21 protein-coding genes are annotated in these 25,926 nt (G+C 73.8%); 15 read left to right on the plus strand and 6 right to left on the minus strand.

Features of this window, described 5'->3' with window-relative positions; translation table 11 throughout:
- Positions 1 to 1,681 precede the first annotated feature (1,681 nt).
- The 8 genes from ACI2LW_RS17845 (at position 1,682) to ACI2LW_RS17880 (ending at position 11,665) form a co-directional block, all read left to right on the plus strand.
- On the plus strand, positions 1,682 to 3,124 hold the full coding sequence (locus ACI2LW_RS17845) for a GuaB1 family IMP dehydrogenase-related protein (protein ID WP_404732133.1): 1,443 nt from the start codon (positions 1,682 to 1,684) through the stop codon (positions 3,122 to 3,124).
- A gap of 263 nt (positions 3,125 to 3,387) precedes the next feature.
- Positions 3,388 to 4,857 (plus strand): amino acid permease, encoded by a 1,470-nt coding sequence (locus tag ACI2LW_RS17850; RefSeq protein WP_404732134.1) that lies wholly within the window; start codon positions 3,388 to 3,390, stop codon positions 4,855 to 4,857.
- Positions 4,858 to 4,922: 65 nt separating this feature from the next.
- Positions 4,923 to 5,375, plus strand: coding sequence for an Lrp/AsnC family transcriptional regulator (locus ACI2LW_RS17855; protein WP_404732135.1), 453 nt, complete (start codon positions 4,923 to 4,925; stop codon positions 5,373 to 5,375).
- Between the two features lie 90 nt (positions 5,376 to 5,465).
- Complete coding sequence (locus ACI2LW_RS17860; RefSeq protein WP_404732136.1) at positions 5,466 to 8,090, plus strand: nitrate- and nitrite sensing domain-containing protein; 2,625 nt, start codon at positions 5,466 to 5,468, stop codon at positions 8,088 to 8,090.
- Positions 8,080 to 8,574 carry a roadblock/LC7 domain-containing protein gene (locus ACI2LW_RS17865; protein ID WP_404732137.1) on the plus strand — a complete coding sequence of 165 codons (495 nt, stop codon included), beginning with the start codon at positions 8,080 to 8,082 and terminating at the stop codon, positions 8,572 to 8,574. The genes ACI2LW_RS17860 and ACI2LW_RS17865 overlap by 11 nt, the downstream gene beginning before the upstream one ends.
- A 7-nt stretch (positions 8,575 to 8,581) precedes the next feature.
- Positions 8,582 to 8,965, plus strand: coding sequence for a DUF742 domain-containing protein (locus tag ACI2LW_RS17870; protein WP_404732138.1), 384 nt, complete (start codon positions 8,582 to 8,584; stop codon positions 8,963 to 8,965).
- Positions 8,966 to 9,128: 163 nt separating this feature from the next.
- Positions 9,129 to 9,917, plus strand: a complete 789-nt coding sequence (locus ACI2LW_RS17875; RefSeq protein ID WP_404732139.1) for a carbon-nitrogen hydrolase family protein — start codon at positions 9,129 to 9,131, stop codon at positions 9,915 to 9,917.
- Between the two features lie 50 nt (positions 9,918 to 9,967).
- A complete protein-coding gene (locus tag ACI2LW_RS17880; protein ID WP_404732140.1) occupies positions 9,968 to 11,665 on the plus strand; it encodes a flavin monoamine oxidase family protein in 1,698 nt (565 codons plus the stop codon).
- Between the two features lie 43 nt (positions 11,666 to 11,708).
- Here ACI2LW_RS17880 and ACI2LW_RS17885 read toward each other — a convergent pair whose 3' ends face one another.
- The 3 genes from ACI2LW_RS17885 to ACI2LW_RS17895 form a co-directional block, all read right to left on the minus strand.
- The gene (locus ACI2LW_RS17885; protein WP_404732141.1) at positions 11,709 to 12,638 is read right to left on the minus strand and encodes an LLM class F420-dependent oxidoreductase; all 930 of its coding nucleotides are present in this window, start codon (positions 12,636 to 12,638) and stop codon (positions 11,709 to 11,711) included.
- A gap of 16 nt (positions 12,639 to 12,654) precedes the next feature.
- Positions 12,655 to 13,386, minus strand: a complete 732-nt coding sequence (locus ACI2LW_RS17890; RefSeq protein ID WP_404732142.1) for a DUF5995 family protein — start codon at positions 13,384 to 13,386, stop codon at positions 12,655 to 12,657.
- A gap of 135 nt (positions 13,387 to 13,521) precedes the next feature.
- Complete coding sequence (locus ACI2LW_RS17895; protein WP_404732143.1) at positions 13,522 to 14,922, minus strand: uracil-xanthine permease family protein; 1,401 nt, start codon at positions 14,920 to 14,922, stop codon at positions 13,522 to 13,524.
- 353 nt (positions 14,923 to 15,275) lie between these two features.
- Here ACI2LW_RS17895 and ACI2LW_RS17900 point away from each other — a divergent pair, with 353 nt between their 5' ends.
- On the plus strand, positions 15,276 to 15,734 hold the full coding sequence (locus tag ACI2LW_RS17900; RefSeq protein ID WP_404732144.1) for an acyl-CoA thioesterase: 459 nt from the start codon (positions 15,276 to 15,278) through the stop codon (positions 15,732 to 15,734).
- Here ACI2LW_RS17900 and ACI2LW_RS17905 read toward each other — a convergent pair.
- Positions 15,694 to 16,905 carry an MFS transporter gene (locus ACI2LW_RS17905; RefSeq protein ID WP_404732145.1) on the minus strand — a complete coding sequence of 404 codons (1,212 nt, stop codon included), beginning with the start codon at positions 16,903 to 16,905 and terminating at the stop codon, positions 15,694 to 15,696. The genes ACI2LW_RS17900 and ACI2LW_RS17905 overlap by 41 nt on opposite strands.
- 193 nt (positions 16,906 to 17,098) lie before the next feature.
- Between ACI2LW_RS17905 and ACI2LW_RS17910 the strand changes: the two genes are divergently transcribed.
- A complete protein-coding gene (locus ACI2LW_RS17910; protein WP_404732146.1) occupies positions 17,099 to 18,331 on the plus strand; it encodes an ROK family transcriptional regulator in 1,233 nt (410 codons plus the stop codon).
- 422 nt (positions 18,332 to 18,753) lie between these two features.
- On the opposite strand, the gene ACI2LW_RS17915 is transcribed toward ACI2LW_RS17910, so the two are convergent.
- The gene (locus ACI2LW_RS17915) at positions 18,754 to 19,200 is read right to left on the minus strand and encodes an ATP-binding protein (RefSeq protein WP_404732147.1); all 447 of its coding nucleotides are present in this window, start codon (positions 19,198 to 19,200) and stop codon (positions 18,754 to 18,756) included.
- A gap of 251 nt (positions 19,201 to 19,451) precedes the next feature.
- Between ACI2LW_RS17915 and ACI2LW_RS17920 the strand changes: the two genes are divergently transcribed.
- Positions 19,452 to 20,132 carry a GntR family transcriptional regulator gene (locus tag ACI2LW_RS17920; protein ID WP_404732148.1) on the plus strand — a complete coding sequence of 227 codons (681 nt, stop codon included), beginning with the start codon at positions 19,452 to 19,454 and terminating at the stop codon, positions 20,130 to 20,132.
- A 67-nt stretch (positions 20,133 to 20,199) separates the two neighbouring features.
- Here ACI2LW_RS17920 and ACI2LW_RS17925 read toward each other — a convergent pair whose 3' ends face one another.
- Positions 20,200 to 20,868, minus strand: coding sequence for a GntR family transcriptional regulator (locus ACI2LW_RS17925; RefSeq protein ID WP_404732149.1), 669 nt, complete (start codon positions 20,866 to 20,868; stop codon positions 20,200 to 20,202).
- A gap of 150 nt (positions 20,869 to 21,018) precedes the next feature.
- On the opposite strand from ACI2LW_RS17925, the gene ACI2LW_RS17930 reads away from it, so the two are divergent.
- From ACI2LW_RS17930 to ACI2LW_RS17945, 4 genes are read left to right on the plus strand one after another with little or no spacing between them, the layout of a single operon-like run.
- Positions 21,019 to 22,677 (plus strand): L-lactate permease, encoded by a 1,659-nt coding sequence (locus tag ACI2LW_RS17930; RefSeq protein ID WP_404732150.1) that lies wholly within the window; start codon positions 21,019 to 21,021, stop codon positions 22,675 to 22,677.
- The gene (locus tag ACI2LW_RS17935) at positions 22,677 to 24,059 is read left to right on the plus strand and encodes an FAD-binding oxidoreductase (RefSeq protein WP_404732151.1); all 1,383 of its coding nucleotides are present in this window, start codon (positions 22,677 to 22,679) and stop codon (positions 24,057 to 24,059) included. The genes ACI2LW_RS17930 and ACI2LW_RS17935 overlap by 1 nt, the downstream gene beginning before the upstream one ends.
- On the plus strand, positions 24,056 to 25,306 hold the full coding sequence (locus tag ACI2LW_RS17940) for a (Fe-S)-binding protein (RefSeq protein ID WP_404732152.1): 1,251 nt from the start codon (positions 24,056 to 24,058) through the stop codon (positions 25,304 to 25,306). Before ACI2LW_RS17935 ends, ACI2LW_RS17940 begins: the two co-directional genes overlap by 4 nt.
- A 7-nt stretch (positions 25,307 to 25,313) precedes the next feature.
- Positions 25,314 to 25,916, plus strand: a complete 603-nt coding sequence (locus tag ACI2LW_RS17945) for a hypothetical protein (protein ID WP_404732153.1) — start codon at positions 25,314 to 25,316, stop codon at positions 25,914 to 25,916.
- Positions 25,917 to 25,926: the final 10 nt, after the last annotated feature.

The following is a 25,926-nucleotide window of genomic DNA, read 5'->3' on the forward strand; positions in this document are numbered from 1 at the left end:
GCGCGGGTCCCCGGGCCCGTGCCGACTCCGGGCGGGCCTGTCCCCGACTCCGGGCCTGTCCCCGGGCCTGGGCCTGTTCCCGTCCCTGGGCCCGTCCCGGCCCCGGGCCTGTCCCCGGGTCTGGGCCTGTTCCCGTCCCTGGGCCTGTCCCCGGCCCCGGGCCTGCGCGGGTTCCCGGGCCCGTCCCGACTCCGGGCGGGCCTGTCCCCGACTCCGGGCCTGTCCCCGGGCCTGGGCCTGTTCCGGTCCCTGGGCCCGTCCCGGCCCCGGGCCTGTGCGCGTCCGGGGCCCGTCCCGACTCCGGGCGGGCCTGTCCCCGACTCCGGGCCTGTCCCCGGGCCTGGGCCTGTTCCCGTCCCTGGGCCCGTCCCGGCCCCGGGCCTGTTCCCGTCCCTGGGCCCGTCCCGGCCCCGGGCCTGTTCCCGTCCCTGGGCCCGTCCCGACTCCGGGCCCGTCCCCGGCCCCGGGCCTGCGCGCGTCCCCCGGCCTGCGCGCGTCGGGGGCCCGTCCCGGCTCTGGGCCTGAGCCCGTCCTCGGGGCCGGGCCCGTCTCCGGCCGGGCCTGGTCCCGGCTCCGGGCCCGCCCCGGCCTGGCCCGGACTCGCTCCCGGCCCCGGGCCTGCGCTCGTCCCCGGAGCGGGGCCCGTCTCCGGCCGGGCCTGTTGCCGGCCCCGGGCCTGGTCCCGGCTCCGGGCCCGCGCCCGTCCCACGGCCCGCGCCCGTCCCACGGCCCACGCCCGTCCCCGGGCCCGTGCCGACTCCGGGCCCGTGCCGACTCCGGGCCTGCGCTCGTCCCCGGGGCGGGGCCTGTCTCCGGCCCCGCCCTGTTCCCGGCCCCGGGCCTGTCTCGGCCCGAGCCCATCCCAAGGCCCGCTCCCGTCCCCGGGCCCATCCGGCTCCGTACGGTGCGGCGGCCTTGTACACGGCGGCCGGCCCCGGCCGAGGCCTGGGCGAGCCACCGTGAGCGGGGACGAGCAAGCCCGGTGCGAGTGGGGCGAGCGGGGCCACTGTGAGCCGGCAACGGACGCCGACGTCACCGGCCCGGACGGGTGAGCGCCACCGGGCCGGTCACCCGCGCCCCGCTCCGGGGGCAGGTCACCCGTACCCCCCGCTCCGCCCCGGCATGGTGCGGAGCCCCGCGCTCCCGGTGCGGCCAGCCGCCACACCGTGTGCCGGGCCGCACGCCGTACGCCCCGCCCACGCGGTGCGCCTGGCCACCGCACCGTGTCGAGGCGCCCCGCCCGCGCCGTGCGCCGGGCCGTATGCCTGGCCGCACACGGTGCGGCGGGCCGCACCGGGAGCGCGTCGAGGCGTGCCACCGCGCCGCACCGCACCGCATCGAAGCGCCCGCCCGCGCCGCGCGCCTCGGCACACGCACGGCGGGCGTGTAACCGCACGCCCCGCGCGGTCCGCCGCCGGACGCCCCGCGCGGTCCGCCGCCGCACGCGGCGCGGCGCGGCGCGGCGCCCCACCGCACCCCCGGTGCGCCCCGCCCCCGCTCCCACCGCTCCTCCGATGCGCCCCGCCCCCCGCCTTGGAGGTTCCTCCCACGCCCCCTCCGCTCGCCTGGAGGTTATGACGGGGCGTGACCGGGTGAGTGGCATGGGACAATGAAGTACGTGCTCTTTTCCCCTGGCACACCTGTCCGGGGGTCACCTCTGATCGACTGGGATGTGCAGCACGTGCGTTTCCTCAATGACATCCAGCCCGCGTACGACCTGACGTACGACGACGTCTTCATGGTGCCGAGCCGCAGCGCGGTCGGCTCGCGGCAGGGCGTGGACCTGGCCTCGCCGGACGGCACGGGCACCACCATCCCCCTCGTCGTCGCCAACATGACCGCGATCGCCGGCCGCCGCATGGCCGAGACCGTGGCCCGGCGCGGCGGGCTCGTGGTCATCCCGCAGGACATCCCGATCGACGTCGTCACCGAGGTCGTCTCCTGGGTGAAGAGCCGCCACCTCGTGCTGGACACCCCGATCGTGCTGGCCCCGCACCAGACCGTCGCCGACGCCCTGGCCCTGCTGCCCAAGCGCGCGCACAACGCCGGCGTCGTCGTCGACGGCGAGCACCGGCCGGTCGGCGTCGTCACCGACCAGGACCTGACCGGCGTCGACCGCTTCACCCAGCTCGAAGTGGTCATGAGCCGGGACCTGCTGCTGCTCGACGCGGACATCGACCCGCGCGAGGCCTTCAACACCCTGGACACCGCCAACCGGCGCTACGCCCCCGCCGTCGACAAGGACGGCAGGCTGGCGGGCATCCTCACCCGCAAGGGCGCCCTGCGCGCCACGCTCTACACCCCGGCCACCGACGCGCACGGCAGGCTGCGCATCGCCGCCGCCGTGGGCATCAACGGCGACGTGGCCGGCAAGGCCGCGCAGCTGCTCGCCGCGGGCGTGGACACCCTGGTCATCGACACCGCGCACGGCCACCAGGAGTCGATGATCAGCGCCATCAAGCTGGTCCGCGACCTCGATCCGCAGGTGCCGATCGCCGCCGGCAACATCGTCTCCGCCGAGGGCGTCAGGGACCTGATCGAGGCGGGCGCGGACATCGTCAAGGTCGGTGTGGGACCGGGCGCCATGTGCACCACCCGCATGATGACCGGCGTGGGCCGCCCGCAGTTCTCCGCCGTCCTGGAGTGCGCCGCCGAGGCGCGCAGGCACGGCAAGCACGTGTGGGCCGACGGCGGTGTCCGCCACCCCCGCGACGTGGCGATGGCGCTCGCGGCCGGCGCGTCCAACGTGATGGTCGGCTCGTGGTTCGCGGGCACCTACGAGTCCCCGGGCGACCTCCAGCAGGACGCGGACGGCCGGCTGTACAAGGAGTCGTTCGGCATGGCCTCCGCGCGCGCGGTGCTCAACCGCACCTCGGAGGAGTCGGCGTACGACCGCGCCCGCAAGGCCCTGTTCGAGGAGGGCATCTCCACCTCCCGCATGTTCCTCGACCCGGCCCGGCCCGGTGTGGAGGACCTGATCGACTCGATCATCGCGGGTGTCCGCTCCGCCTGCACCTACGCCGGTGCCGGCTCCCTGGAGGAGTTCGCCGAGAAGGCCGTCGTCGGCATCCAGAGCGCGGCCGGTTACGCGGAGGGCAAGCCGCTGCACGCCAGCTGGAACTGACGCCGGCCGGAACCGACCGGACGCGGCCCCTCCGCCTCGTGCGCGCAACACCGTGAAGGCTCCGCGCAACGAACGTACGCGCAGCCGCCGGGAACGCAATGATCTTACGGAGACGCGCAAGGCTGCTGCATTACGTCCGTGAACCGCCGCCTCGTAGGGTGCTGCGCTGTACGAGGCGTGCGGGGACCCCGCTCGGTGGGTTCCCGCGGGACGGGGCGCACCGGTCACCGCCGCCTGGACCCGCAGCGACGAAGGAGCCGCGCGTGCTCGACCAAGGCGCACCCGAGAGAAACCGCACCGCCACCGTCCCCCTGTCCGCCGGAGCCCGCCTGGTGCGCCGCAAGCCCGTGGAACGCCTGGTCGCGGAGGGTGGCCAAGGCGAGGGAGGCACCCTGCGGCGCTCCCTGGGCCTGTGGCAGCTGACCATGATCAGCATCGGGGCGACGCTCGGCACCGGCATCTTCGTGGTCCTCGGCGAGGCGGTGCCCAAGGCCGGGCCCGCGGTGACGCTCTCCTTCGTGATCGCGGGTCTGACGGCCCTGTTCTCGGCCCTGTCCTACGCCGAGCTGGCCGGCACCATCCCGGTCTCCGGGTCCTCCTACTCGTACGCATACGCAACGATGGGCGAGCTGATCGCCTGGGTGTGCGGCTGGTGCCTGGTCCTCGAGTACGGGGTGTCGGTGGCCGCCGTGGCCGTCGGCTGGGGCGAGTACCTCAACGAACTGCTCCGGGGCACCATCGGGGTCGCCATCCCGGCCGCCCTGTCGGCGCCGCCCGGTGACGGCGGCGTGTTCAACCTGCCGGCGCTGATCGTCGTCCTGCTGGCGATGGCCTTCCTGATGGGCGGCGCCAAGGAGTCCGCGCGCGCCAACACGGTCATGGTCTGCGTGAAGATCGCGGCGCTGGTGCTCTTCTGCGCCATCGGCGTCCAGGGCTTCCGCTCCGGCAACTACTCCCACTTCATGCCGCTCGGCATGAGCGGGGTCAGCGCGGCCGGCGCGACGCTCTTCTTCTCGTACATCGGCTTCGACGCCGCCTCCACGGCCGGCGAGGAGGCGAAGGACGCCCAGCGCGACCTGCCGCGCGCGATCATGCTGTCGCTGGTCGTGGTGACCGCGCTGTACGTCCTCGTCGCGGCCGTCGCCGTGGGCGCCAAGCCCTGGCGGGACTTCGGCGACTCGGAGGCCGCGCTCGCCCAGATCATGCGCGAGGTCACCGGCCAGTCCCTGTGGGGCACCCTGCTGGCGTTCTGCGCGGTGATCGCCATCGCCAGCGTGGTCCTGACCGTCCTCTACGGGCAGACGCGCATCCTGTTCGCGATGTCCCGCGACGGCCTGGTGCCCAAGGTGTTCTCCCGGGTCCACCCGAGGACGGGCGCGCCCCGCGCCAACACGGTCATCGTGTCGCTGTTCTGCGGTGTGCTGGCCGCCGCCGTCCCGCTGGGCCGGCTCGCCGACGCCACCAGCATCGGCACCCTCTTCGCCTTCGCGCTGGTCAACGTGGCCGTGGTGGTGCTGCGGCGGACCCGGCCGGCCATGCACCGCACCTTCCGGGTGCCGCTGTCGCCGGTGCTGCCCGCGGTGGGCTTCGTGCTCTGCGTCTGGATGATGGGCAGCCTGTCCGCCGTCACCTGGGTGGTCTTCGGGGTCTGGATGGCCGCCGGGCTCGTGTTCTACTTCGTGTACGGCTACCGCCGTTCCCGTCTCGCCCAGCCGGCCGCCGCCGCTTCCTGATCCGGCGTCCGGCCCGACCCCACGACCCGTACCGCCCGTACCCTCCGAGAAGTGATCCACCCACCGTGCTGAACGATCTCGACGAACGCATCGTGCACGCCCTCGCCGAGGACGCCCGCCGCTCCTACGCGGACATCGGGCAGCTGGTCGGCCTGTCGGCGCCCGCCGTGAAGCGGCGCGTGGACCGGCTGCGGGCCACGGGGGCCATCACCGGCTTCACCGTGCGGGTGGACCCCGCCGCGCTCGGCTGGGAGACCGAGGGCTACGTGGAGATCTACTGTCGGCGCAACACCTCGCCGGAGACCATCCAGCGGGGCCTGGAGCGCTACCAGGAGGTCGTGTCCGCGTCCACCGTCACCGGGGACGCGGACGCGATCGCCCAGGTCTTCGCCGCCGACATGCGGCACTTCGAGCGGGTCCTGGAGCGCATCGCCGGGGAGCCCTTCGTGGAGCGCACCAAGTCCGTGCTGGTGCTGTCGCCGCTGCTGCGGCGCTTCTCCTCGGGCGCGCCGGGCTGATACCGGTTACCCCGGGTAAGCGTTGCAGTCACACGTGGACGTCCCGTAGGTTGGCCCGCACCTTTGGCTACCCGCGGGTAATAACCCTGGGTGTACACACGGACCCGCCGCCCGGCCCAGGCCGCTCGGCACGTCACGGGGGTGACCATGCGCTGGCCCATCGGCCGTCCCACCACGGTCCGCGCCCGGATCGTGGCCCTCGCGCTCGCTCCCGTGGTCGCGCTGATGGTCCTGTGGGGCTTCGCCATGGTCTCCGTCACCGGGGACCTGCGCGCGCTGATCCGCCTCCAGGGCGTGTACGAGGACTTCGGCACCCCCGTGGACACGGCGGTCGGGCAGATCCAGATCGAACGCCGCCTCGCCGCCGCGTACCTGGGCGGGCGGGCGCGCACCGACGCCGCCGTCGACCTGCTGGAGCAGCAGCGCCGTACCGACACCGCCGTGAACGCCATGCGCGAGGCGGTACTGCACGGGGACCGCGGCCGGCTCACCGCCCGCCAGCGGCAGGTCCTCGGCACCATGCTCGCCGCCGCCGACCGCCTCGAAGGGCTGCGCGAGCGCGTGCTCTCCCGGGACCTGTCCTGGGACCGCGCGGTCACCGAGTACGACGCCCTGGTGGAGCCCGGCTTCGCGGTCGAGTCCTCGCTGACCGCGCTGCAGGCCGGGCAACTCGCCCGGGAGGCCCAGGTCGTGGTGGAACTGGTCCGGGTGCGCGAGTTCGTCTCCCGCGAGGACGCCCTGGTCGCCGGGGCACGCGCCGCCGGCACCCTGACCGCCCGCCAGTACACCATGCTCACCACTACCGTCGAGGACCGCCGGGTCTTCGAACGGACCTACGTCCCCGCGTTGCCCGCCGACTCCCGGACCCTGTTCGAGCGGTTCCGGCGCGACGCGGCGCACCGGGCGCTGACTCGCGGTGAGGACGCCCTGCTGAGTGCCGGTCCGGCGGGCGCGGGGCGGGCCGTGGCGGCCGGTTCCTGGCGCACCACCACCGACCGGGCGGTCAGGAGCTACATGCTGCTGTGCACCCGGGCGGCCGAGAACTCGGCCGCCCGGGGCCGCGCCTTCGCCTACCGGGAGCTGACCAAGGCCGCCGTCGTCGCGGTGACCGGGCTCGCCGCCGTGGGGCTGTCGCTGTGGTTCGCGGTGCGCGGCGCCCGCCGCATCTCGCGCCGGCTGGAGACCCTGCGGGACGCCGCCGATCTGCTCGCCACCCGGCAACTGCCCGACGTGATGGCGCGGTTGAGTGCGGGGGAGGAGGTCGACGCGGCCGCCGAGGCGCCGCCGCTCGCCGAGGCCGAAGGGCGGCCCGACGAGATCGGCCAGGTGGGCCGGTCCTTCAACGCCGCCCGCCTCGCCGCCGTCGAGGCCGCCGTGCGGCAGGCCGGTCTGCGCCGGGGGCTGTTCGCGGTGCTGCTCAACATCGCCCGCCGCAACCAGGCCCTGGTGCACCGGCAGTTGAAGCTCGTGGACACCCTGGAGCGGCGCACCGACGACCCGGACGTGCTGCGGGAGCTGTTCGGCATCGACCATCTGACCACCCGTATGCGGCGCCACGCCGAGAGCCTGATCATCCTCTCCGGGGCCGCCCCGGGCCGCCGCTGGCGGCGGCCCGTGCCGATCGCCGACGTGGTGTCCTCCGCCGTCAGCGAGATCGAGGACTACGCGCGGGTGGAGGTCCCGCCCATGCCGGGGGTGGGCGTCGCGGCGGACGCCGTCGCCGACGTCGTGCACCTGATCGCCGAACTCCTGGAGAACGCCACGGTGTTCTCCCCGCCGCACACCCGGGTCACCCTGCGCACCGGCCACGCGCGCGGCGGCTTCGTGCTGGAGATCGACGACCGGGGACTCGGCCTTGACGCCGACCAGCTCCAGGACGCCCACCGCACCCTCACCCGCCCCGACGACTTCGACCCCACCCGGCACGAACGGCTCGGCCTCTACGTCGTGGGCCGGCTCGCCGCCCGCCACGGCATCGAGGTCACCCTGACCCGGTCGCCGTACGGCGGGACGACGGCGGTGGTGCTGCTGCCTCCGGCGGTGCTCGCGGACGTGGACCGGAAGGACGCGCGGCCCGCCGCGGAGACCGGCACGGACGCGCCGGGGGCGTCCGAGTCGTCCTCGCCGCCCGAGCCATCCGGGCCGGCCTCGCTGTCCGAGCCGTCCCATCCGGCCCTGATGTCCGAGCCGTCCTATCCGGCCCTGATGTCCGAGCCGTCCCGGCCGCTCTCGCCGCCCGAGCGGCCCGAGCGGTCCGAACCGCCCCTGCCGTCCCCGTCGTCCCAGCGGGACGACGCCCCCGGGCCGTCCCCGTCACCCCGGCGGGACGACACGCCCGCGCCGTCCCCGTCACCCCGGCCGGACGACGCCCCCGCGCCGCCCCGCCCGCTGCCCTCCCGGCGCGGGGCCACCGCGGTGGCCCCGCGTGCGGACACCGCCGGCGTCGAGCCTCCCGCCGATTCCGCCGCCCCGCCCGCACTGCCCACCCGGGTACGCCAGAAGGCCCTCGCACCGCAGCTGCGCACCGACGCCGCCACCGCCGGGACGCCCCCGGACCGGGACATCAGCGCCGAGGAGATGCGGGCCGTCTTCGGCGCCTTCCAGCGCGGGCTCGACCGCGGCCGCAGGGGTGTCCCCACGGACCCCGGCCCCGCACGGCCCGACCCCCAGCGAACCGACACCGAGGAAGGGACGGACACCGCCGATGCGCCGTGACGACACCCCCCAGACCCCCGCCCGGCGAGCCCCCGACGACGGCGGCCACGGCACCCGCCCCGGGGCCCAGGACGCCCGGCCGCCCGGCGCCGGCCTGGACTGGCTGCTCGACGACCTGGTCGCCAGGACCGACCACGTCCGCCAGGCCGTGCTGCTGACCGCGGACGGACTGGCGCTGAGCTGCTCCGAGGGCATGCGGCGGCGGGACATCGAGCACCTGGCCGCCGTCTGCTCCGGCTTCCACAGCCTGGCCCGCTCGGCGGGGGAACGGTTCGCGGCCGGGGAGGTGCGCCAGACCATGGTGATGCTGGACGACGCCTACCTCTTCATCACCCCGGCCGGCGACGGCACCCGCCTCGCCGTACTCGCCGACGCGCGCACCGACGTCGGGCAACTGGCCCACGAGACGGCCCTGCTCGTACGCAAGGTCGGCCGGCACATGAACACCGCCGCCCGGTCGGCCGCCGACGCGTCCGGACCCTGATCCCGCCGTGACCGAAGAGCACTGGTACGAGGACGAGACCGGGGCGATGGTGCGCCCCTACACCGTGACCCGCGGCCGTACACGTCCCTCCCGGCGACACGACATCGACCTGATGTCCCAGGTCACCGCCCTGGACCCGGAGCAGGAGACCCCGGTGGGCGTCGACCACGCCCGCGCGTCCCTGCTCGCCCTGGTGCGCGGGGCCCCGCGCCCGGTCGTCGAGCTCGCCGCGGACGCCGATCTGCCGCTCACCGTCGTCCGGGTGCTCCTCGGCGACCTCGCCGAAGCCGGTCTCGTCCGCATCGACGCGCCCCGCGGCCTCCCGCCGGACGGCCCGGCGGCCGACCCCGGACTGCTGCGGGAGATCGTGCGGCGACTGCGCGACCTGTGACGCGCGGAACACCCCGCCCGGGCGCGCAACGAATCGCCGCCGGGGCCACCCGGCACGCAATGATCCGCTCACCGCCGCGCAACGGCTCCCGCTTGTCCGCCCGAGCCCGCCGACCGTACCGTCTAAGCGGCCCCTAAACCCCCCTGACCGGCGAGGATCACGCATGCGCACCGCCCTGCTCCAGAGCTCCGGACGCCCCGGCTCCGTGGCCGGGAACCTGGAGGTTCTCGACGCCGCCGCGGCCCGGGCCGCGGCGGCGGGCGCCGGGCTGCTCGTGGCGCCGGAGATGTTCCTCACCGGGTACGCGATCGGCGACGGCATCGCCCGCCTCGCCGAGCCCGCCGACGGCGACGCGGCCGGCGCGGTGGCCCACCTCGCCGCCCGGCACGGCCTGGCGATCGTCTACGGCTACCCGGAGCGGGACGGCGGGACCGTGTACAACTCCGCGCAGCTGATCTCCGCCGACGGCAGCCGCCTGGCGAACTACCGCAAGACCCACCTCTTCGGCAGCGCCGAGCGCGGCCACTTCACCCCGGGCGAGCGGTCGCTCGTCCAGGCCCGGCTGGGCGGCCTGACCGTCGGCATCATGATCTGCTACGACGTCGAGTTCCCGGAGAACGTGCGGGCCCACGCGCTGGCCGGCACCGACCTGCTCGTCGTGCCGACGGCGAACATGCACCCCTTCCAGTTCGTCGCCGAGGCGCTGGTGCCGGTGCGTGCCTGGGAGAACCAGATGTACGTCGCGTACGCCAACCGGGTCGGTCCGGAGGGCGAGTTCGAGTTCTTCGGGCTCTCCGCGCTGGCCGGCCCCGACGGCGTCGCCCGCACCCGTGCCGGCCGCGGCGAGGAACTCGTCGTCGCCGACGCCGACCCCGCGTTCCTGGCCGCCTCGCGCGAGGCGAACCCGTATCTGAACGACCGCCGCCCCGGTCTGTACGGGTCCCTGGTCTGAACCCCCCTGAGCTCTCACCGAACCATCCCCGTGCAAGGAGTCCGCACCCCATGACGTCCACGGTGCCCAACGCCGTCGAGCACGCCGACGAGCAGCAGCCGCCGATCACCATGTTCGGCCCGGACTTCCCCTACGCCTACGACGACTTCCTCGCCCACCCGGCGGGGCTCGGCCAGGTCCCCGCGACCGAGCACGGCACCGAGGTCGCCATCATCGGCGGCGGCCTGTCCGGCATCGTCGCGGCCTACGAGCTGATGAAGATGGGCCTGAAGCCCGTCGTCTACGAGGCGGACCGGATCGGCGGGCGGCTGCGCACCGTCGGCTTCGAGGGCTGCGACGAGTCGCTGACCGCCGAGATGGGCGCCATGCGCTTCCCGCCGTCCTCCACGGCCCTGCAGCACTACATCGACCTCGTCGGACTCGAGACGCGCCCCTTCCCCAACCCGCTGGCCGAGGCGACCCCCTCGACCGTGGTCGACCTCAAGGGCGAGTCCCACTACGCCGAGACCATCGACGACCTGCCCCAGGTGTACCGGGACGTGGCCGAGGCGTGGAACAGGTGCCTGGAGGAGGGCGCCGACTTCTCCGACATGAACCGGGCCATCCGGGAGCGGGACGTGCCGCGCATCCGGGAGATCTGGGCGCGGCTGGTCGAGAAGCTCGACAACCAGACCTTCTACGGCTTCCTGTGCGACTCCGAGGCGTTCAGGTCCTTCCGCCACCGGGAGATCTTCGGCCAGGTCGGCTTCGGCACCGGCGGCTGGGACACCGACTTCCCGAACTCCATCCTGGAGATCCTGCGCGTCGTCTACACCGAGGCCGACGACCACCACCGCGGCATCGTCGGCGGCTCGCAGCAACTGCCGCTGCGGCTGTGGGAGCGCGAGCCGGAGAAGATCGTGCACTGGCCGTACGGCACCTCCCTGAAGTCCCTGCACGTGGACGGCGAGCCGCGCCCGGCCGTGACCAGGCTGCACCGCACCGCCGGCAACCGGATCACCGTCACGGACGCCCGCGGCGACGTGCGCACCTACAAGGCGGCGGTGTTCACGGCCCAGTCCTGGATGCTGCTGTCCAAGATCCAGTGCGACGACGGGCTGTTCCCGATCGACCACTGGACGGCGATCGAGCGCACCCACTACATGGAGTCCAGCAAGCTCTTCGTGCCCGTGGACCGGCCGTTCTGGCGGGACAAGGACGAGCGGACCGGCCGCGACGTGATGTCGATGACGCTCACCGACCGCATGACCCGCGGCACCTACCTGCTCGACGACGGCCCGGACCGTCCCGCGGTGATCTGCCTGTCGTACACCTGGTGCGACGACAGCCTGAAGTGGCTGCCGCTGTCCGCGAACGAGCGGATGGAGGTCATGCTGAAGTCGCTGTCGGAGATCTACCCGGACGTCGACATCAGGAAGCACATCATCGGCAACCCGGTGACCGTCTCCTGGGAGAACGAGCCCTACTTCATGGGCGCGTTCAAGGCCAACCTGCCGGGCCACTACCGCTACCAGCGGCGCCTGTTCACGCACTTCGTGCAGGACCGGCTGCCCGAGGACAAGCGGGGCATCTTCCTCGCGGGCGACGACATCTCCTGGACGGCGGGCTGGGCCGAGGGCGCCGTCCAGACCGCGCTGAACGCGGTCTGGGGCGTCATGCGCCACCTCGGCGGGGCGACCGACCCGGCCAACCCCGGCCCGGGCGACGTCTACGACGAGATCGCCCCGGTCGAACTGCCGGAGGACTGATCGGACGGGTCGAACTGCCGGAGGACTGCGGGCCGGGCGGCGGTCACAGCCCGGCCGCCCGCGCCGTCTCGTACAGCTCGGCGGCGGTGTCCCGCAGCTCCGCGGCGTCCCGCGCGGTGCTCTGCACGTCGAGCAGGAACTCCTCGAGGCCGATCCCGGCGTAGGGGAGGAGGTCCTCGACGATCTGGCCGGCGCTGCCCTGGAAGGGACGCCGGCCGGCGTCGTCGAGTGCCTTGGCCGAGGGGCGGGCGTTGACCCGCAGCACCGTCCGGATCGGCTGCGCGCGGCCCCGCTCGGCGGCCAGGTCCTGCAGGGCGTGCCACTGGGCGGCCACCTCCTCGGCGCCGAGGGCGATGGGCAGCCAGCCGTCGGCGTGCTCGACCAGCCGCTCGTAGGCCCGGCGGGTGGTCGCGGCCAGCAGGATCGGGATCGGCCGGGCGGGCTTGGGGCCGACCACGGCCGAGTCGATCTGAGCGATCCGGCCGTGGTGGCGCACCGGGTCCGGGCCCCACACCGCGCGGCAGAGGTCGATCACCTCGTCCAGCACCCGGCCGCGCTCCTTGATCGGCCGGATGCCCGAGGCCGCGTACTCGTCCAGGGACCAGCCGGTGCCGAAACCGGCCAGCACCCGGCCGCCGCTGGCCGCGTCCAGCGAGGCGAGCGCCTTGGCCAGCTGGAACGGCATGTGCAGCGGGGCGACCAGCACACTGCTGCCGAGGCGCACCCGTTCGGTGGCCGCCGCGGCCAGGGTGAGGGTGACCAGCGGGTCGGCCACATGCCGGTAGGAGTCGGGCCAGGGCAGGCCCTCGATGCCGTACAGCCCCTGGGTCGCGGGCTCGGGGAACAGGGCCCGCTCGTACACCCACACACTGTCGTAGCCGATCCGCTCCGCGGCGCGGGCCACCTCGGGCACGTCCCTGCCCAGGTCGTACTGCCGGTTCTGCGGAAGCCCGAGTCCCAGACGGATCGCCATGGCGGTCTGCTCCTTGTCAGTGCGGCAGCGGGGTCAGCAGCATGCGCCCGGCGAAGCCCACGGCGGCGTCCAGCCGCTCGGTGAACTCCTCGGCCAGGCCGGGCACGCGGCGCAGCGCCCACAGTGCGCGCGCCGCCGACCAGGATGCCTCCCGGGCGCGCTCCAGGCTCCACGCACCGAGCAGATGGGTGAGCGGGTCGGCGATCTGGAGCAGGTCGGGGCCCGGCATGAGGTCCTCGCGGACGCGCTCCTCGAGCGAGGCGAGCAGATCGCCGACGGTGTCGAACTCGTCCTCAAGATCGGCCGGTTCGCACTCCAGGGCGCGGCAGGCGTCGACCACGGCGAGGGCCAGGTCGTGCCCGATGTGCGCGTTGACGCCGGCCAGCGCGAACTGCAGCGGCCGTACTCCGGGATGGCGGCGAAGCTGGAGCAGCGGCCGCCAGCAGGCCGGCGGGCGCCGCCCCCGCGCCGCGTCGTCGACGGCGGCGAGATACCGCTCGGCGAACCGCACGTCGAGCGCGGCCGCGGCCCGCGCGTCCGGGAACCGGCCCTCGCACAGCCGGCGCTCGACCGCCTCGGTGACGGCGAGGTAGACGCGGTTGAACACCGCGACGCCGTCCCGCTCGGGCAGTGAGGCGTCGAGCGCGCGCATCCGCGCGACGACGGCCCCGACGGCCCCGATGGCGTCGGCGGCGTCCGCCGTGCCCGGGGTGCCCGGGGTGTGGGTGAGTTGTGCCGATTGCCCCATGGGGGCAGGGTCCCAGGCCGGGCCCGGCCCGTGGGCCGACGGGCCCGGTGCTTCCCCGGAAAGGGGGAACTCCGGGCCCCGGCGCACGGGCCGGGCCGTGCGCCGGGGCGGGCGCTCACGGCCGGGTGCGGGCGGTCAGGGCCGGGTGCGCCGGGTGCCGGGGGTGTCCTCGTCGTAGGACGAGGTGCCCTCGTCCAGCAGGGGCTCCCGGCCCTTGAGGTGGGCGGGGGCGAAGGTGCGCAGCACGTGGTAGCCGGTGATCACGACGAGGGTGCCGAGCGCGATGCCGCTGAGGGAGAAGGTGTCGGTGAACTTCATGGTGACGTTGCCGACGCCGATGATGATGCCCGCCGCGGCCGGCACCAGGTTCAGCGGGTTGCGCAGGTCGACCCCGGCGGTGATCCAGATCTGGGCGCCGAGCAGGCCGATCATGCCGTAGAGGATCACCGTGATGCCGCCGAGGACACCGCCCGGGATCGCGGCCACCACCGCCCCGAACTTGGGGCACACACCGAACAGCAGCGCGAAGCCGGCTGCGGCCCAGTAGGCGGCGGTCGAGTAGACGCGGGTCGCGGCCATCACGCCGATGTTCTCGGAGTAGGTGGTGTTGGGCGGGCCGCCCACCGCGGTCGACAGCATGGAGGCGACGCCGTCGGCCGAGATCGCCGTGCCCAGCTTGTCGTCCAGCGGGTCGCCGGTCATCTCGCCGACCGCCTTCACATGGCCCGCGTTCTCCGCGACCAGCGCGATGACCACGGGCAGCGCGACCAGGATCGCCGACCACTGGAAGGACGGTCCGTGGAAGGACGGCAGCCCGATCCAGTCCGCCCGGCCCACCGCGGACAGGTCCAGCCGCCAGTGGTCGGTGAGCCTGCCGCTCGCGTCCACGGAGTGGATCTTCCCCAGGGTGTGGTCGAGGACCCAGGAGAGGGCGTAGCCGAAGACCAGGCCCAGGAAGATGGCGATCCGGGACCAGAAGCCCCGCAGGCAGACGACCGCCAGACCGGTGAACAGCATCACCAGCAGGGCCGTCCACTGGTCCTGCGGCCAGTAGGTGGTCGCGGTGACCGGCGCCAGGTTGAAGCCGATCAGCATGACCACGGCGCCGGTGACGACCGGGGGCATCGCGGCGTGGATGATCCGCGCCCCGAAGCGCTGCACGGCGAGGCCGACCAGGAACAGCGCGACCCCCACGACGAAGACCGCGCCGGTCACCGTCGCACTCGTGCCGCCCTGTGCCCGGATGACCGCGGCGACGCCCACGAACGACAGCGAGCAGCCCAGATAGCTGGGCACCCGGCCGCGGGTGGCGAGCAGGAAGATCACGGTGGCGACGCCCGACATCATGATCGCGAGGTTGGGATCGAGGCCCATCAGAACGGGCGCCACGAAGGACGCGCCGAACATTGCGACCACGTGCTGGGCGCCGAGTCCGACCGTGCGGGGCCAGGAGAGCCGTTCGTCGGGCCGGACCACCGCTCCGGGTGCGGGCGTCCGCCCGTCACCGTGCAGCTTCCAGCGCACGCCGAGGTCCATGTGGGGTTTCACTTTCTCTGTACGTGAAGACTGTCCGCACCATTGTCGCGGGTACCTGGCGGTCCTCCGTACGCACGGTCGGGGATGTGAACGCGGTTCGCCTGGCTGCTCCCGCCCCGCTTGCCTGGCGGCTCCGCCCCGCCTGCCTGGCGGCTCCGCCCCGCTTGCCTGGCGGCTCCGCCCCGCTTGCCTGGCGGCTCCGCCCCGCTTGCCTGGCGGCTCCGCCCCGCTTGCCTGGCGGCTCCGCCCCGCCTGCCTGGCTGCTCCCGCCCGCTCGCGGGGACGGTGCTGAGCGTCCGCTTAGGATGAGGAGGTCCGTCCGCTCACCCGTCAGCACGTCCAGGAGTTCCGCCGTGACCGCCGAAGCACCCGCCGCCCCCGCCCTCTCGCACGGCAGGCTGATCCCCGTCGCCGTCCACTTCGACGACCTCGACGCGCTCGGGCTGCTGCACAACGCCCGCTACCCGCTGATGGTCGAGCGGGCCTGGGCGGAGCTGTGGCGGGAGCACGGGTTCCACTTCGAGGGCGACTGGGCCGCAGCCGGCGACGCCTGCAACGCCGTCAAGGAACTGCGGATCACCTACGAGGCGCCGGTGACCCGGCCGGGCGAGTACGCCGTGCACCTGTGGCTGGAACGGCTCGGCACCACCGGTCTGACGTACGGCTTCCGCTTCTGCTCGGCCGACGGCGCGCTGACCTACGCGCACGGCACCCGGGTCCTGGTCCGGCTGGATGCGGCGACCCTGCGCCCCGCGCCGTGGAGCGAGGAGTTCAGGGCCGCGGGCCGGGAACTGCTGCGGCCGGCGCGGTGACCCGCGGGCGGTCGCGGTCGCCCGCCCGCAGCACCCCCGCGAACAGGGCGAGACCGCACGCCAGCAGGGTGACCAGGCCGAACGACACGACCAGGCTGGTCGCCTGGGCCAGCCCGCCGATCGCGCTCGGTGCGACCAGGCCCGAGGTGTAGGTGATGGTGGCGACGCCCGCGATGGCCTGGCTCGGGTTCGGCCCGCTGCGGCCCGCCGCCGCGAAGCACAGCGGCACGACGACCGCGATGCCCAGGCCCATCAGCGCGAAACCGGTCATCGCCAACGCCGGACGGCCCCCGAGGACGACGAGCAGGCCGCCCAGCACGGCCAGGACACCGCTCGCCCGCACCGTGCGCACCGAGCCGAAGCGGTCCACCACCCGGTCGCCCGCGATCCGGGCGACGGCCATGGTGAGGGTGAAGCCGGTCGTACAGGCCGCCGCGAGACCCGCCGAGGTCTCCAGCTGCCGGCGCAGATAGACCGCCGACCAGTCCAGGGCGGCGCCCTCCGCGAACACCGCGCAGAACCCGATCGCGCCGATCAGCAGCGCCGACTTCGGCGGCAGCGCGAACCGCGGCGGCGGCTCCTCGTCCTCGGCGGGCTGCAGGTCGAGCACCCAGGTGCAGGCGACCAGGCCGAGCACGGTCAGCACGGCGGCGGCCAGGGCGTGGTGCAGCCGGGCGTCCGAGCCGAGGTGGGCGGCGAGGGTGCCGGCCGCCGAACCCACCAGGGCGCCCGCGCTCCACATCCCGTGCAGACCGGACATGATCGAGCGGCCGAGCCGGTTCTCCACCTCCACGCCCAGGGCGTTCATCGCGACGTCGGCCATCCCGGCCGTGGCGCCGTAGACGAACAGGGCCAGACAGAGGGTGAGCAGGTTGGGGGCGAGGGCCGGCAGGACCAGGGAGAGGGTCCACAGGGCGAGCAGGCCGCGCAGCGCGGTCCGGGCGCCGAAGCGGTGGCTGACGCCTCCCGCGAGCGGCATGGCCAGGGACGCGCCGAGGGCGGGGAAGGCCAAGGCCAGTCCCAGCCGGCCCGCACCGACCGAGGCGTGGTCCTGGATCCACGGCACGCGGGTGGCGAACGAACCGGTGACGGCGCCGTGCACGGCGAAGACGGCCGCCACGGCGTACCGGGCGCGCCGCACGTCGCGCTGCGTGTGGACCACTGCGCTCATGGTGGCCCTCCTGGGGTCGGTGGGGTTGGGGGTCGGTGATGGCCTGGGGCCGGTGGAAGTCAGTGGGGGTCAGTATGGGAACGTCCTGGGAATGTCCGCTCCTCGCTGCCGGAGTAAACTATCAGGGACCCTTCCTGATGGACAGGGATGACGGCCGTCCGACCCGCGGCCCGGATCTGGGAGGATTCCCGGCATGCCCGCATCCCCGAGCACCGCCCGGGCCATCAACGACCGGCTCGCCCTGCGCCTGCTGCGGCAGGAAGGACCGTTGACGGCGGGGCAGTTGAAGCAGCTCACCGGCTTGTCCCGGCCGACCGTCGCCGACCTGGTGGAACGCCTGACGGCCTCCGGGCTGATCACCGTCGTCGGCGAGTCCGGCGCGCAGCGGCGCGGCCCCAACGCCCGGCTGTACGGCATCGTCGCCGACCGCGCCCACCTGGCCGCCCTCGACGTCCGCACCGAGGGCGTCGCCGTCACCGTGACCGACCTGCTCGGCCGGGAACTGGCCGCGGCCTCCGTGCCGATCGACGAGGACACCGGGACCGGGCCGGCGGTGGAGCAGGCCGTCGCGCTGGTGGAGCGGGTGACCAAGGAGGCGGGAGCCGAGCGGCTGCGGATGGTGGGCATCGGGGCGCCCGGCCTGATCGACCCGGCCACCGGCGAACTGCGCGACTCCACCGGGCTGCCCGAGTGGCACCGGCGGCTGGTGGCCGCACTCCAGGAGAGGCTGCCGCGCGCCCGCGTCGTGGTGGAGAACGAGACGAATCTGGCCGCCCTGGCCGAACAGCGCGAGGGGGCCGCGCGGGAGCGGGACACCTTCGTGCTGCTGTGGCTCGGGCGCGGCACGGGGGCGGCGGTGGTGCTGGACGGCACCCTGCGCCGCGGGGCCTCCGGCGGTACGGGCGAGATCGGCTTCCTGCCGGTGCCGGGCACGGCGGGGCTGCCCTCGGCCACGGACTGCGCGGGCGGCTTCCACTCGCTGGCCGGGGCGGCGGCGGTGGTGCGACTCGCGCACGAGCACGGGCTGACCGGGGTCGACGGCGGGCGCCGGCCGGAGGTGGCCGCGGCGGAGGCGGTGCGGGAGGCGGTGCGGCGGGAGGCGGCGGGGTCCCGGGGGGAGGCGGGGCCCCGGGGGGAGGCGGGGCGGTTCCTCGATGTGCTCGCCGACCGGTTCGCGCTCGGTGTCGCCTCGGTGGTGGCGGTGCTGGACCCCGGCTGCGTGGTGCTGGGCGGGGAGGTGGGGCAGGCCGGCGGGGACGTGCTCGCGGCACGCGTGGCGGAACGGCTGCGGAGGATGTCGCCGTTGCGGACGGAGGTGCTGGCGAGTGCCCTGGGTGGGGGTGCGGTGGTGCGGGGGGCGGGGCTGATGGTGCGGGAGCGGGTGCAGGAGGAGCTGTACCGGCCGCCTGGCGGCGGGATTCTTTAGGGCGGGGCCCTGTTACGTACCCCGGGGCTCCGCCCCGGGCCCCGGGCTGTGGCGGCACCGTCCCTGGGGCTCCGCCCCGGACCCTGGGGGGCTGCGCCCCCCCGCACCCCCTTTGCCCCGTCCGGCCCGCCCGACTCGCTGGGGCGAGGAGTTGCCCCCATGGGGCTCCGCCCCTGCACCCCCCGGGGCTCCGCTCCGGACCCCACGGCGGGGCTGCGCCCCCACGGGGGCTGCACCCCCTGCCCATGTGCGGTGCGTGGCCGTCATTGGGCGCCGGGGTGACGCCGGCAGCAGGACACGCTGGTCGGGGGCGCGTGAGGCCCGTCTCGCGGTGTTCCGGCAGGCCGGCCGCGCCTCGGGGGAAGCCCCCGACAGCCCAGCCCCCCAATGCGACGGCGCTGTCGCCGCGCCACGAGGTCTGCTCATCTCACGCGGAGATCCGCCCATCGAGTGACCCCGCCTGGATGGATGCGGGCGCCGCACCGAAAAGACAGAGCGGCAACAATCGCGCTGCCTCGGCCGTGCTCTTCCGGCAGGGTGTCGCGGCCCCCTTGCCGGGACTGTGCCGCCGGGCCGGCGTCGGTGACTTCGATACGCAGGATGCGGCAGCCATCACCCTTGACGCGGGACAGCCGCAGGAGAGCCGGCGAGAGAGCGTGCGTGACCGCGTTCGTGATCATCTCCGAGACCACGAGGAGGGCGTCGTCCGCGACATCCGGCGAAAGGTCCCAATCGATCAGGACGCCGCGGACACGGCGGCGTACCGCGGCAAGCGCCTCAAGGATGCGCGGCAACGGGAAGACCTCTTCGGCGACCTCGGTCGGCATCCATCCGGAGCGGGCGGTCACATCTTCGTTCGACCTGGTCATGATGCGTCCCTGGATCACCGGCGCGACCAGGACGGGTGCGGTGTGCGGTGCGCGATGTCCAGCCGGCCTGACGGCAAGGTGGCGACATCGCACGGGGAGTTGGCCATGGCGAGTTCCTTCTGTCCCTGCAGACGTTCTTCGCGGACCCCGTTCAACCTTCAGACAGCTACGACTGGATCGTCAGACAATGAGCTGTTGTCTGTCAATGCCTCTGACCTGACATATGGGACAATGGCCACGGAGGTTGTTCCATGGCCCAGGACGCCACGCTCAGGCTGCCCACCATCTCGGTCGTCGAGGCGCTCGCCGCATCACTGCACGACCGGGTGCTCGACGGGCAACTCCTTCCTGGCACGACCCTCGCCGAGACCGAGATCGCCAACGAGTACGGGGTGTCCCGCCCCACGGCCCGCAGCGCCATCACCGCCCTGGTGTACGAGGGGCTCCTGCACCGCGAAGCCAACAAAGCCGCCTACGTTCCCCGCTTGACCTCCGCAGACGTCGAGGACGTCTTCCTGGTCCGCACCCCCTTGGAAACGGAGGTGGTACGGGTCCTGGTTGAGCGCGGCACCATTCCGGTGGGTGCCGCCGAGCGTGCCATCACGGATCTGGACCGGCTCGAGGACGACGCGCCGCACAGCGCCTTTGTCGAACCGGACCTGCGTTTCCACCAGTCCTTGGTCGACGCCGTCGCCAGCCCCCGGCTCAGCCGGCTGTATCGGGGCATCAAGGGCGAAGTACATCTGTGCATGGTCCAGACCCGGCACACCCTGGGACGCGAACGCATCGTCGCCGAGCACGGCCGGATACTCGAGGCGCTGCGGGCCGGAAACGCCGGTCAGGCGGCCGACCGCATGCGGGCGCACCTGGACGGAGCCTGCCGCTCGCTGCGGCGAGTCTTCAAGACGGCGGATGCCGACGGCAAGCGATAGGGATGGGGCCGCGTGGCCAAGGCGGGAAGGCGGGAGTGGTTCGGGTCACCGCCCCCGCGCCCGGCGGTCAGTCGCCATTCTCCTCGAAGAGCCGCTGGAGCGAGCGGCGGGCGCCGTCCAGGTGCTCGCGCATCCGGCGCTCCGCCTCCTGCGCGTCCCCGGCCCGCAGTGCTTCCAGTACCCCGCTGTGCTCGGCGACGATGCGCTCCCGCCCCAGCGTGTGCCGGGTCTGCACCATGCACAGGTGCACCTCGCCCTGGATGCCGCGGTACAGCCGGCTGAGCCGGGGGCTGCCGACCGCGTCCACGAGTGACTGGTGGAAGCGCAGGTCGGACTCCACGAACGCACTGTGCGACGTTTCGGGTCCGAGCCGGTCCAGATCCGCTATGGCCCCCTCCGCCGCGGTCACCGGCACGGCGCCGCTCTCGACCAGCACCCTGACCACCTGCGTCTCCAGCGGAATCCGCACGAGGAACAGGTCGTCGACGTCGGCGCGCGTAAGCTGCGGCACATAGGCGGGTTTGTTCGCTTCCCGCTGGAGCAGCCCCTCGTGGACCAGCGCGGTCACCGCGCTGCGGGCCGTGGGCCGGGAGACGCCGTACTCGGCGGCGATCTCGGTCTCCGCGAACGTGGTGCCGGAGACGAGCCGTCCGTCGAGTACCCGGCTGCGCAGGGATGCGGCGAGCGCGTCGACGACGGAGACAGTGGACAGCCGGAGAGCGGCGTCCTGAGCCATGAACACCTCCACAAGGAACGCCCGGCATTCTCTCACGCTGTCTTGCGCGATCCATTGACAGCCATGAGCGATTGTCTGACAATCTACCAACCCAGCTGGCAGGGGTGACGGGGGTCACACAATGGCGACGGACGAGGCAAGGACGCTTTCATGGCCGGTTACCAACAGATCTTCAACCCCGTAGGGGACTCTCTCGGGTGGAGCGCCGTGTGCGCAGCGCTTCCCCTGGTCACGCTCTTCGTGCTGCTCGGCGGGTTGCGCTGGAAGGCCTGGAAGGCCTCGCTCGTCTCGCTGGCCGCCGCCCTGGCGGTGGCCGTCCTGGCCTACTCGATGCCCATCGGCCAGGCCGCGCTCGCGGCGAGCGAGGGCGCGGTGTTCGGCCTTTTCCCGATCGTCTTCATCGTGCTGAACGCACTGTGGATCTACAAGATGACCGAGATCACCGGCTGGGACGCGGTCCTGCGCCGTGCGTTCGGATCGCTCTCCGGCGACCAGCGCGTCCAGGCCGTGATCATCGCCTTCTGCTTCGGTGCTCTGCTCGAGGCACTGGCCGGTTTCGGCACCCCGGTCGCGGTCTCCTCGGTGATGCTGATGGCCGTAGGACTGCGCCCGATGAAGGCCGCCGCCGTCTCCCTGGTCGCCAACACCGCACCCGTGGCCTTCGGCGCCATCGCCATCCCGATCACCACCCTGGCCAAGATCACCGGCCTGGACGCGGCCGATCTCGGCGCGATGGTGGGCCGTCAGACCCCGCTGCTCGCGATGTTCGTGCCCTTGATCCTGGTGTTCATGGTGGACGGGCGACGGGGTGTGCGGCAGACCTGGCCGGTCGCCGTGGCGGGCGGTTTCGCCTTCGCCGGCGCCCAGTTCGTCACCGCGAACTACCTGTCGTACGAGATCGCCGACATCGTGGCCGCCTTCGCGGGCGCGCTGGCGGTGGTGGCGATGCTGCGCGTGTGGCAGCCCTCGGAGGTGCTGGCCGCAGAGCGGAGCATTCCGGTCATCGCCGGCGGGTCCGTCGCCACCGGCGCCTCGGACGCGGTGCTGCGACGCCGGCAGACCGGTGAGGGCTCCGCGCTGAAGGCCTTCGCGCCCTACCTGATCGTGGTCGCCCTCTTCGCGCTGGCCACCTCGGGTCCCGTCAAGACCTGGCTGGAGGCGCATTCGGGCTGGAAGTTCGCCTGGCCGGGCCTGGACGTGGTCAACGCCAAGGGCGAGCCGCTGTCCTCGCTGACCTTCAACTTCAACATCTTCAACGCGGGCGGAACAGTCCTCCTCCTGGCCGGCGTGCTCACCGCCCTGCTCTACGGCATCGGGGTCCGCCGCGCGGCCGGTTCCTACGTGGACACCGTGCGGCAGTTCCGCTGGACCATCGTCACCGTCATGGCGGTGCTCGCCCTGGCCTACGTGATGAACCTGTCGGGCCAGACCGTCACCCTCGGCCTGTTCCTGGCACAGGCGGGCGGCGCCTTCGCCCTGCTCTCTCCCATCGCCGGCTGGCTGGGTGTCGCCGTGACCGGCTCCGACACGTCCTCCAACTCCCTGTTCGGCATGCTCCAGGTCACCGCGGCCCAACAGACCGGCATCTCCCCCTACCTGCTGAGCGCCGCCAACACCACCGGCGGTGTACTCGGCAAGATGATCTCCCCGCAGAACCTGGCCATCGCCGCCGCGGTCGTCGGCCTGGAGGGCCGCGAGGGCGAACTGTTCCGCAAGGTGGTCGGCTGGGGCCTCGGCCTGCTGGCCGCGATCTGCGTCCTCATCTACCTGCAGTCCACCTCGGTCCTCGGCTGGATGGTGGTGGGCTGATGCCGACCGGAACCGATCTGGCCAGGGACCTGGCGGCCATCGTCGGGGACGGCCACGTCCGGGTGGACGACGGCGCACTCGCCGCCTACGCCCGCGACGCCACCCCGCTGTTCACCGCGCGCCCGCAGGCCGTGGTGCTGCCGGCCGGCACCGAGGAGGTGGCGGCCGTGCTGCGGTACGCCACCGCCCGGGGCATCCCCGTGGTGCCGCGGGGCGCCGGCTCCAACCTGTGCGCCGGCACCGTCCCGCTGGAAGGAGGCATCGTGCTGGTGCTGACCCGGATGGACAAGCTGCTGGAGATCAGCTCCGAGGAGCTGCTGGCCCGCGTGCAGACCGGTGTCACCACCGCGGCACTCGCGGACGCCGCGGCCGCCAAGGGGCTCCTCTACGCCCCCGATCCGGGCAGCCGCACCGTCTCCACGGTCGGCGGCAACGTGGCCACCTGCGCCGGCGGCCTGCGCGGCCTGAAGTACGGCGTCACCCGCAACTATGTGCTCGGCCTGGAGGCGGTACTGCCCACCGGTGAGATCATCCGCACCGGTGGCAGACTGTGGAAGGACGTCGCCGGCTACGACCTGACCCGGCTGCTCACCGGCTCCGAGGGCACCCTCGCGGTGATCACCGAGGCCACCGTGGCCCTGCTCCCGGCACCCGCGGACACCGGCACGGGAGTGGCGTACTTCGACTCGCTCGCCGACGCCTCCCGCGCCGTGGCGGCCGTCATCGCGGCCGGGATCGTCCCCGCCACGCTGGAGTTCCTCGACCGCAAGTGCATCACCGCGGTCGAGGAGTACGCCGGGCTGGGCCTGCGCGGCGACGCGGGCGCGCTGCTGATCTTCGGCGACGACGGCTCACCGGCCACCGTGTCCGGCAACCTCGCCCGCATCCAGGAGGTGTGCGCGGAGACGGGCGCTCTGGAGGTCACCCTCGCGGAGAACGTGGCCCGCGCCGACGCGCTGCTCGCGGCGCGCCGCTGCTCGCTCCCCGCGCTGTCCCGCCTCGGCTCGCTGACGATCCTGGAGGACGCCACCGTGCCACGGCACCGGATGGCCGAGATGGTGGACCGCATCGACGAGATCGCCGACCGCTACGACCTGCGGATCGCCACCTTCGGCCACGCCGGGGACGGCAACCTGCACCCGACCTGCGTGCTGGACCCGGACGACCCGGACGGCGCCGGGCGCGCCCACAAGGCGTTCGCGGAGATCTTCGCGGCCGCCATCGCGCTCGACGGCACCATCACCGGCGAGCACGGGGTCGGCGCCGCCAAACTGCCGTATCTCACCGATCGGCTGGGAGAGGACCAGATGGCCCTGCTGCGGCGTATCAAGCGGGCCTTCGACCCGGCAGGCATCCTCAACCCCGGAAAGCTCGGATCATGACCGAACATCCCCTCGTGGACCCGACCGGCCACACCCCCGCACCCGCGCCCGGGCCGAGACCGGCCCTGGGGATCTTCGACAAGGAGCTGCTGGACCGCTGCATCTCCTGCGGGTTCTGCCTGCCCGCCTGCCCCACGTACGCCCTGACCGGCGAAGAGACCTCCTCCCCACGCGGCCGTATCACCCTGATGCGGGCGCTGGAGGCCGGCGACCTCGCCCCCGACGACCCCACCCTGGCCGAGGAGTCGTCGTTCTGCCTGGGCTGCCGGGCCTGCGAAACGGTGTGCCCGGCAGGCGTGGAATACGGACAACTGCTGGAGCAGTGGCGTGACCACCAGTGGAGCGGGCCGAACCGGCCGTGGATCGCCCGCGCCCTGATGGCGCTGGTGTCCCGGCCGGGTCTGCTACGGCTCCAGGGGCTCCTGCGCCGACACGCGCGCGGTACGGCGAAGTCCGCGCTGGTGCCGCCTGTGACGGCGACGACCGGCCCCGACCCCGCGGAGACGCCCGCGGACGAATCCTGCGGACAGCAGGAGGCCGGACCGCAGGTGTCGCTGATGCTCGGCTGCGTCGAACGCGGCCTGTACCCGGGGGTGTCCCGGGCCGCACAGCAGCTCTGCCCGGAGATCACCGTGCCCGCCCGGCAGGGCTGCTGCGGAGCGCTCCACGCGCACAACGGCGACTCCGGGACCGGCGCCGAACTGGCCCGCACACTCGGCGAACAGCTGCCGGGCACCATCCTCACCACCGCGGGCGGCTGCGCGGCACACCTCGCACACCACCTGGGCCGGGACAGGGTGCGGGAACTGAGCGAGTACCTCGACGCCAAGGGGCACCGACCCGTCGGCCAGGTGACGGTGAACGGCCGCCGGGCGCGCGTGGCGCTCCAGGACTCCTGCCACCTGCGCAACGGCCTGGGCGTCACCCGCCCGCCCCGCGAGCTGATCGCCGCCGTCGCCGACTACGTGGAACTGCCGAGCGCCGGCACATGCTGCGGCGCGGCGGGCACATACGCGATGCTCAGGCCGGAGGACAGCAAGACGGTACTCGAACCGAAGCTGGACGAGGCCGAGGAGGCCGACGTCGACTACGTGGTGACCGTCAACCCCGGCTGTCTGCGCCAGGTGCGGCAGGGCCTGCGCCGCCGCCGCTCCCGGGCGAAGGCCATCCACCTGGCCGAGTTCCTCGCCCTCGCGGCGCGGTCCGCACCGGACGGGCCGCCCTGCGGCGACCCGGCGCAGCGGTGAGGCTGTGATGCCCACCGACCACGCCTGCCACTCCGCGGCCGAAGTGGCGGCCGAGACCCTGGCCCCGCTGCGGACGGCTCTGCTCACCGGGGCATCCGGCGACGGCAGGCCCCACTCCGCGGACGTTCCACCGGACGGCGCGGCCGGACTACTGGCCTTCCTCGACGGTCTGTTCGCCGAGCTGCACGGCGCCTTGACGCCATGGCACTCAACCGTGGGGGGCCGGATCCGCGACGCCGCGGGCGTCCCGGCTCCAGGAGGGCCGGTCACCGCGCCCGCCCGGCAGCCGTCCCGGTGGGAGGCCCTCGGCCTGGTCCGCACCCGGGCCGAGGCAGTACTCACGGCACTGGCGCACGCGCCCGGCGGCGGTGCAGCCGGCATCGCCATGCGGCTGAACCTGGTGGAGGACGTCCTCGCCGGTGCGCTGGGCCGGGTCGACGTCCCCACCGAGCAGGCCGCGCACTGCGCGGCCGGGCTGGCGGAGGCCGCGGGATCCCTCTTCGGCCTCCGCCCGGCCCACCGGCAGCGCCCGGCGCCGCAGCCGCCACCGGATCCGGTGCCACCCCCCTTCCCACGGATGAGCGACTGGATGACGGGCGGGCTGCCATGACATGACCCGG

The organism is Streptomyces sp. NPDC004065 (assembly GCF_044903565.1).
Classification (GTDB): Bacteria; Actinomycetota; Actinomycetes; order Streptomycetales; family Streptomycetaceae; genus Streptomyces.